Here is a 6,926-nt window from a genome sequence, read left to right as displayed (position 1 = left end):
ACGACTACATCCGCTGGTACAACGAGAAGCGGATCAAGATCTCTCTTGGCTCCCTCAGCCCTATCGAATACCGGGTGAGCCTTGGACTTGCGGCATAAAACCAGTCCAAGTTTTTATCCGCACCCCCTCCTGGGGGTCAGTGGGTCACTTCTGCGTGGAAATCAACAATCCTGGGCACGACCATCCTCATCGCCGCAATCTACGCCCGAGAGCGTCGCGTAAGCGATGCCCGCTTCTTGACGGCGCATCTGCCCAGGAGGAGTCTCGTACTCCCGTATGAAGGCCGTGGTCAGATGGCTTTGGCTAGAAAATCCAGTTTCTGCGGCAATCGCCGCGATAGGAAGATCGCTTGTCAGTAGCAGTTTACGTGCCCAGGCCAGTCGACTCCTGAGGACATAATGGTAGGGCGCATAGCCCACCGTGTTCCGAAAAAGTCGGACAAAGTGTGCGGGACTGAATCCCACCAACTCCGCGAGCTGCGGCAACGAGATGTCTTGGTCAAGACGGGTGTGGATCCATTCGTCCAGTCGCTGTACCTGCATCGCGCTGAGTCTTCCACGTTCAGCACGAAGACTGCCCCGGCTGGCTGTCCGCTGTTGCAACCGCATCGCCACGCCCAAAGAGAGGGACTGGGCGTAGAGCTGGCCGTTCGGTGATCCGTTTGCGACTTCGGTAGCCATCATGCGGAGAACTGCCGCGAGGCCGTCATCGTGAAATTCAAACTCAGTTTGCCAAGGAGGCCTTCGCGAAGGCGCATCCATGCCCAGCTCGGGTAGGGCGGCCAAGTGCACCTCCACCATGATCCTGCGAACATCTCGGCATTCCCAGCGAAGCCGGTTGATCGAAGTGCCTTGAACGAACAAGCCCATTGCCCCGGGTTTCAGGTCGCAGTGGGAGGATTTCCTTCCTGAGGAAAATTCGGCCTGAGCGTGACCGCAGTCCAGCATCGCGAGCGTCGTCATGCCCACCTCGGCATGGCGCGCCTCAACCTCGTGAGCAGCCTCGACCCAACCCAGAGCGAAACCCCGCCATTGCGAAGCCAACTCAGGGGTGAGCAAGCTGCGCTCCCCGTGGGGGTTGATCTGAAATCTCTCGCGAGGAATGTCTGCCATGGAAGCCATCTTTTCGCGTGAAACCGGGGCATTCATTGTGGCGTTGATGCCCCCGTCGGCGTATACCTTTTCTCGATAGCTGCTATATGCGCTCCCTCACCCGGGTTTCCCCTGGATGATGCGCATCCCGTGAAATTGTGATCGGAATCTGTAAGACGCGCCAAGCCCTTCACTGTGCAATGACCTCTCGTTGCACAGGAGACAATTTTGAAGACAAACCAGAATTCATGGAAAGCGCGGGCGGGGATCGCGGGCCTTGCGGCTGTTGCGCTGGGCGGTTGCGGCAGCGGGGGGGGTGGCGACATTCTTCCTCCCGTCGGCGACAACATTTCCATTCAACCCACCCGAGCATGCACCATGCAGGGCATCGGCTCCGCGCTTCTTACGGCAGATGCGCCCGTGAGCATTTTGGAAGTGACTACCGGCACGACGGGCACTGCCACATCGGACAAGCCCTACTGCCTGGTCAAAGTGAAAGTGGATCCTCAGGTCAACATCTGGGTATCGTTGCCCACCACCTCCTGGAACGGCCGGTTTCGGGCAGAGGGCAACGGTGTCTATGCGGGCTCTTCACAGCTCGCCCCTGCGGTCGATTCCGTGCGGCAGGGATTCGCCGGCGCCACCACGGACACGGGCCACACAGGCTTCTTTCTGTCTGGTGCCTTCGGTATGGAATCGCCCGGCAAACCCAATACCCAACTCCAGAATGACTTCGCCCACCGGTCGGAGCACCTGATGGCGGTTGTCGGCAAGCAGTTGGTCAAGGCCTTTTATGCCCAGGATCCTGTGCGCTCGTATTGGTACGGCTGCTCGACCGGCGGGCGTCAGGGGCTGATGATGGCGCAGCGCTACCCGGCAGACTACGACGCCATCCTTGCGGGCGCACCCGCGATTCACTGGGACCGGTTCCAGGCCTACCAGATCTGGCCCCAGGTTGTGATGCAGGCCGACGCTGCGGGACCTCTATCCACTGCGAAGCGCGAGTTGGCTACCCAGCGCGCGGTCGCTGCATGCGACGCAGCGGACGGCGTGGCGGATGGCGTGATCCGCGATCCGCGATCGTGCACGTACGACCCGACGAAAGACAGCCAGATCACACGAGCGGACTGCTCTTCAGCCGACGGAACCTGCCTGGCCCCCGGCGAAGCCACCGCGCTGCAGAAAATCTGGGGCGGCGCGCGCAACACTGCGGGCCAGCTGCTTTGGCCCGGTGTGGAACGGGGTGCAGACCTCAATGCGCTGGCCGGAGCGGAGCCATTCCCCATCCCCATCGAACAGGCCCGGTACTGGGTGTACTTCGACCCGACGTGGGATTGGAGAACGCTCAACCTTGCCAACTACGAGGCCTTCTTCAGCAAGAACGCTGAGATGGTGGGGCCCGTCATGGCCACCGACAACCCGGACATTTCCGCTTTCAAACAGCGGGGTGGCAAGCTCATCATGTACCACGGCTGGAATGACAACCTCATCATGCCGCAGGGCACTGTGCGGTACTACGAACGAGTCCAGCAGACCGTCGGTGCTTCGGAGGATTTCTCCAGGCTGTACATGGTCCCAGGCATGAACCACTGCAGCGGCGGCTCCGGCCCTTCCGAATTTGGGCAAAGGGCGAGTGGGGCCGTGCCCATGGAGGCGAAGACGGACATTTTCCGCGCTCTCATGGCTTGGTCCGAAAAAGGAGCAGCCCCTGCCGATATCACCGCATCGAAGATCGTGAACGGGGCCGTGGCGCAGACCCGCCCCCTGTGCCCCCATCCGCAAGTGGCCAAGTACAAAGGCGCGGGAAGCACGGACGATGCAGCGAACTTCACCTGCTCGGCGCCTTGACGGCGGGCCCAGGCGATACACAAACGATAGCGCTTGGACCGAATCAGCCGACCGGTTCAGGCGCCTCCAAAAACCCCTCTATTACATCCACATGAACCATCGCATTTCGCTTCTGCGCAGCTGTGCGCTCGTCCTTTGCGCTGCAACGGTGCTACCCTCTCTCGCGCAGGCACAGGACTTCCCGACCAAGCCTGTGCGCATCATCACCCCGTTCCCGGTGGGCAGTGGCCCCGAGGGGGTGGTGCGTCTGGTGGCTGACAAACTGTCGCGTGCATGGGGTCAACCGGTAGTGGTGGAAAACCGGCCGGGGGGTAACGGCTTCATCGCCATTGACGCCTTCAAACGAGGAGCCACGGACGGTCACGACCTGGTTCAGCTGGACAACGTCCACCTCTCCGCCTATCCGCATTTGTTCAAGAAGCTGCCTTACGACCCTAAAAAGGATTTCGAGCCCCTTCTTCCTTTGTTCAAGACATATTTCTTCGTCACCACCGCGGCAGACAGCAAGTATAAAAACGTAGGAGATCTAATAGCCGATGCCAAGGCCAAGCCTGGCAAGCTCAACTATGGTTCCTGGTCGATTGGAAACCCTGTGCACCTGGGCTCGGCTTTGTTCGATAACGTCGCAGGCATCGAGACACAGCATATCGTTTACAAGGAGACCAGCCAGTTGTACACGGGTGTGGCAACAGGCGAACTGGCATACGCACTTGGCAGCAGCGCAACCGCAGGTCCGCTGTACCGCGCAGGCAAATTGAGGTTCTTGGCGGTGGCCGGACCCAGCCGGCTCCCCGCATACAAAGATATCCCCACCGTTGCAGAAGCCGGCGGCCCCGCTGGCTTCGAAGTCAGCGGCTGGACTGCGATCGCCGCACCCAAGGGGGCCTCCAAAGCCGTAGCGGACAAAATCCAGCGGGACATCGAAAAGGCGCTTGCTGAACCAGACATGCGCGAAAAATTCCTCTCTTTCGGCTACGAAGCGTTCACGCCTACCCGAGATCAATTCACCCAATACATCCAATCTGAATCAGTGCGCTTCGCCAGCATCATCAAGAAGGCAAACGCCTCACTTGATTGACATTGGAGGAAAGCGTTTGACCCCTGCTGGGTTCAGATCCAAGGTAATGGGGCAGCGAACACACGTTGATTTGGGAGCGGCGATGTATAAGGCTCGTGTAGGCTCAACTAAGGAGGATAGATGGACACTTATGGAATGGATTTGATGGGACGACCTCGCCGACGGCGGCACAGCGCGCTGTTCACGTAGGCTGTGATCGAGGCTTTAACGCGCCCTGGGGTACGAGCCTGGACGCTGAACTGGTCAACGCAATGCCGGATGCAGCCATATAGAGGGTGACCGAAAAAAGCGCCCGACCGGTGGGCCACTCTGACCGCGGGAGCCACTATCGCTGGCCTGGCTGGCTCGCGAGAATGAACGACGCGACCCTCACCCGGTGGTCGATGCCCCGCAAGGCCTACTCCCCTGACCTGCGCGGCGTGATCATGCCGATCATCGATTTGCTCGTGAAGTTCGGGCAGACGAGTGTCGAGTACGGACTATCGGGCCAGTCAGCTGGTTCTCCAAGGTTGCGAGAGACACGCCTGCGGCGCCGGTGGACGCGCAGCTTCTGATGAGCGGTTTTTACGCGCCGAAGCGCAGTTGCCTCCGGGGCCCAAGCCCTACTTTGGCGACGATTCGGCAAGGTATTCACAGCGCGCGTCCGTCACACTGTCAGACCGACCTCCCTTCCGTGCTGCTGGCAGTGACGGAGCTCGATCCCGGTTGGATCGCGCAGCCCACGTTTGCGCTGGCACGTGCCACGACGGCCGCGAACGGCCGCAGTCCCCAGCTTCAATGGTCCGCGGGTCACAACCACGCGTCGACCGTGCAGAGCTTGGGATGGCCACAGGGCTATGCCAAGGCCGCTGCGTTGAAGTCTACCGGCACGTTGCGCTCATGCTGACAGCAGCACTCGCATGCGTCGCATCTCGAATAATGCGCTCTAGCATCCGGATCGCGGCCGGCTAGGAGGAAGATGCGGTGGTGTGCGGTTCGCCAGCGCGGCGTTCCGGCGGCAAGCCGCTGGAGGTGCTGCTCCGGTGCAGCTCCATCATGTCAAGACACTGGGGCATGTCCCGCGCGGCGAGGCATCGCAACAGCTGGTCGTGCTCCTGCACGGTTCGCAAGCGCGCACCCATGTCGGCCATCTTCGTCGCGATGAAGGTATCGGCCAGTGCCCAGAGCCGCTGCACCTCGTCAAGGATCAGACGGTAAGGCGAAAGGGAATAGATCTTCAGGTGGAACTCGCGGTTCAGGCGTACCAGGGGTGTCCAGTCCTCTTGGGTGGCGCATGCCCGCATCTCGTCGTTCAACCCGTGCAGCGCGTCCAAGGTATCGGTGTCCGGCCATTCGATCGACGCCAGCAGCTCGGTTTCCAGCAATTGCAGGATGCGGCGGATCTGGGCCATCTCGGTCGGCGCACGCTTGGCGACGAAATAGCCTGAATTGGGCCGGTGCAGTAGCAGCCCTTGGTCGGCCAGTACGTTCAGCGCTTCGCGCAGCGGCACGCGGCTGACGCCCAGCTCCTCCGCCATCTCCTGTTGCCGGATTTGTTCGCCGGGTGACAGTTCGCCGGAGATGACTTTCGCGCGCAGCCGCTGGAGCGCGCTTTCCATGGCTCTGGCCTTAGCGGGGAGAGTGCTCAACTGCATGTCGGGATCTGAAACAGCGAGTGTAAGGGATATTGCCTGATGACATTGAATTCAATCCTGGGGATATCCCTTATTGGATTCCAAATAGAATTCAATATAGTTCGTTTCATATGAACGATCTCTCCAGACTCCTTGTGGCTGTACTCAACCGTCCTACTTCGACCCTTACTGGGTTGGCGTCCGGCAAGATCCCTACCCTTGCTACATCCTTCTGCGCCAGGAGTGCCCCCTGCACTGGCGTGGCGTCGCGAACACAGGCCATTCAAACGAGGCATGCATGAGCTTCCGACGATTCGCATGGCACGCGGGCATCGCCCTTGCCCTGGCAGGCGGGCTACCACCAGCAGCTATCGCTCAAGATGGTGCTAAGGCCTGGCCCCAGCAGCCAGTGCGATTCATTGTGCCCACGCCGCCAGGTGCACCTGTTAACATCATCGTGCGCCTACTGCAACCAAAGCTGCAGGCCGCCTGTGGACAACCCGTGGTGATGGAGAACAAGCCTGGCGCGGGCGGCAACATCGGTGCGCATGAGGTCGCCCAAGCCACCGATGGGCACACCATCCTTGCGGCTCCAGACACTGTTGTCACGGTGAACCCCCATCTGTACAAGAAGATGGGATTCGATCCCGGAAAGGATCTTGTGCCAGTGACCTACCTGGCGAGCTTCAACCAGATGCTCGTGTGCAACCCACGCACCGGCTTTGGCAATCTTGCCGCGCTGTTGAGGTCCACGCGCAAGCAGCCGGTCACGTACGCATCCAGCGGGCAGGGCGGGCCCAGCCACTTGGCGATGGAACTTCTGCTGGCGTCTACCAATTCCAAGATAGTTCACGAGCCGTATCGTGGTCCGAGCCTGACGGCCCAGGACTTGGTCAGCGGCCAAGTGCAGTGCGGGTTCATCGCATCCACTGTCGTGCTGCCCTTCGTGAAGGACGGGCGTCAAAAGGGACTGGCGGTCTCTAGCGGCGCGCGCTCGCCGCAGGCACCCGCGATCCCCACCGTTGCCGAAGACGATGTGGTCGGCTTTGACGCCACCTTCGTCGAAACGCTGCAGGCGCCGGCCAGTCTTCCCAAGGGGGTGGTGGATAAAGTCCGAGGCGATGTCACCAAGCTCCTGCTGACCCCCGAGATGAAGGATCGGCTGCTGGAGCAGGATCTGATCACTGTGGCGAATACGCCCGCCGAGGCCAGCCGCAGGGCCGCTGCGGACCAAACGAAATGGGGCCGCATCGCCAAGACGATGAACCTCACACTAGATTGAAACACCGAACTTCC

The 6,926-nt window shown here is 60.7% G+C and carries 6 protein-coding genes and 1 pseudogene; 5 read left to right on the top strand and 2 right to left on the bottom strand.

Annotation, left to right across the window (positions count from 1 at the left end; genetic code table 11):
* Positions 1 to 98: IS3 family transposase (locus IB236_RS23975; RefSeq protein ID WP_156358536.1), on the top strand; the 98-nt coding region annotated here is incomplete at its 5' end.
* A 63-nt stretch (positions 99 to 161) separates the two neighbouring features.
* Here IB236_RS23975 and IB236_RS23970 read toward each other — a convergent pair.
* Positions 162 to 1,112, bottom strand: coding sequence for a helix-turn-helix domain-containing protein (locus IB236_RS23970; RefSeq protein WP_192422455.1), 951 nt, complete (start codon positions 1,110 to 1,112; stop codon positions 162 to 164).
* A 207-nt stretch (positions 1,113 to 1,319) separates the two neighbouring features.
* Here IB236_RS23970 and IB236_RS23965 point away from each other — a divergent pair, with 207 nt between their 5' ends.
* The 3 genes and pseudogenes from IB236_RS23965 to IB236_RS23955 all read left to right on the top strand — a co-directional run.
* A complete protein-coding gene (locus tag IB236_RS23965; protein ID WP_192422454.1) occupies positions 1,320 to 2,939 on the top strand; it encodes a tannase/feruloyl esterase family alpha/beta hydrolase in 1,620 nt (539 codons plus the stop codon).
* A 91-nt stretch (positions 2,940 to 3,030) separates the two neighbouring features.
* Positions 3,031 to 4,017, top strand: coding sequence for a tripartite tricarboxylate transporter substrate binding protein (locus IB236_RS23960; protein ID WP_192422453.1), 987 nt, complete (start codon positions 3,031 to 3,033; stop codon positions 4,015 to 4,017).
* Positions 4,018 to 4,232: 215 nt separating this feature from the next.
* Positions 4,233 to 4,427, top strand: a pseudogene (locus IB236_RS23955) (IS3 family transposase); the annotation flags it as partial.
* Between the two features lie 537 nt (positions 4,428 to 4,964).
* Here IB236_RS23955 and IB236_RS23950 read toward each other — a convergent pair.
* A complete protein-coding gene (locus IB236_RS23950) occupies positions 4,965 to 5,615 on the bottom strand; it encodes a GntR family transcriptional regulator (protein WP_192422452.1) in 651 nt (216 codons plus the stop codon).
* Positions 5,616 to 5,928: 313 nt separating this feature from the next.
* Here IB236_RS23950 and IB236_RS23945 point away from each other — a divergent pair, with 313 nt between their 5' ends.
* Positions 5,929 to 6,912, top strand: a complete 984-nt coding sequence (locus IB236_RS23945) for a tripartite tricarboxylate transporter substrate binding protein (protein WP_192422451.1) — start codon at positions 5,929 to 5,931, stop codon at positions 6,910 to 6,912.
* Positions 6,913 to 6,926 lie beyond the last annotated feature (14 nt).

Origin of the sequence: Acidovorax sp. ACV02, assembly GCF_014851475.1 — a bacterium.
Lineage (GTDB): Bacteria > Pseudomonadota > Gammaproteobacteria > Burkholderiales > Burkholderiaceae_C > Acidovorax > Acidovorax delafieldii.
Note: the sequence above shows the minus strand (reverse complement) of the source record. Positions and strands in the feature narration are given on the sequence as shown.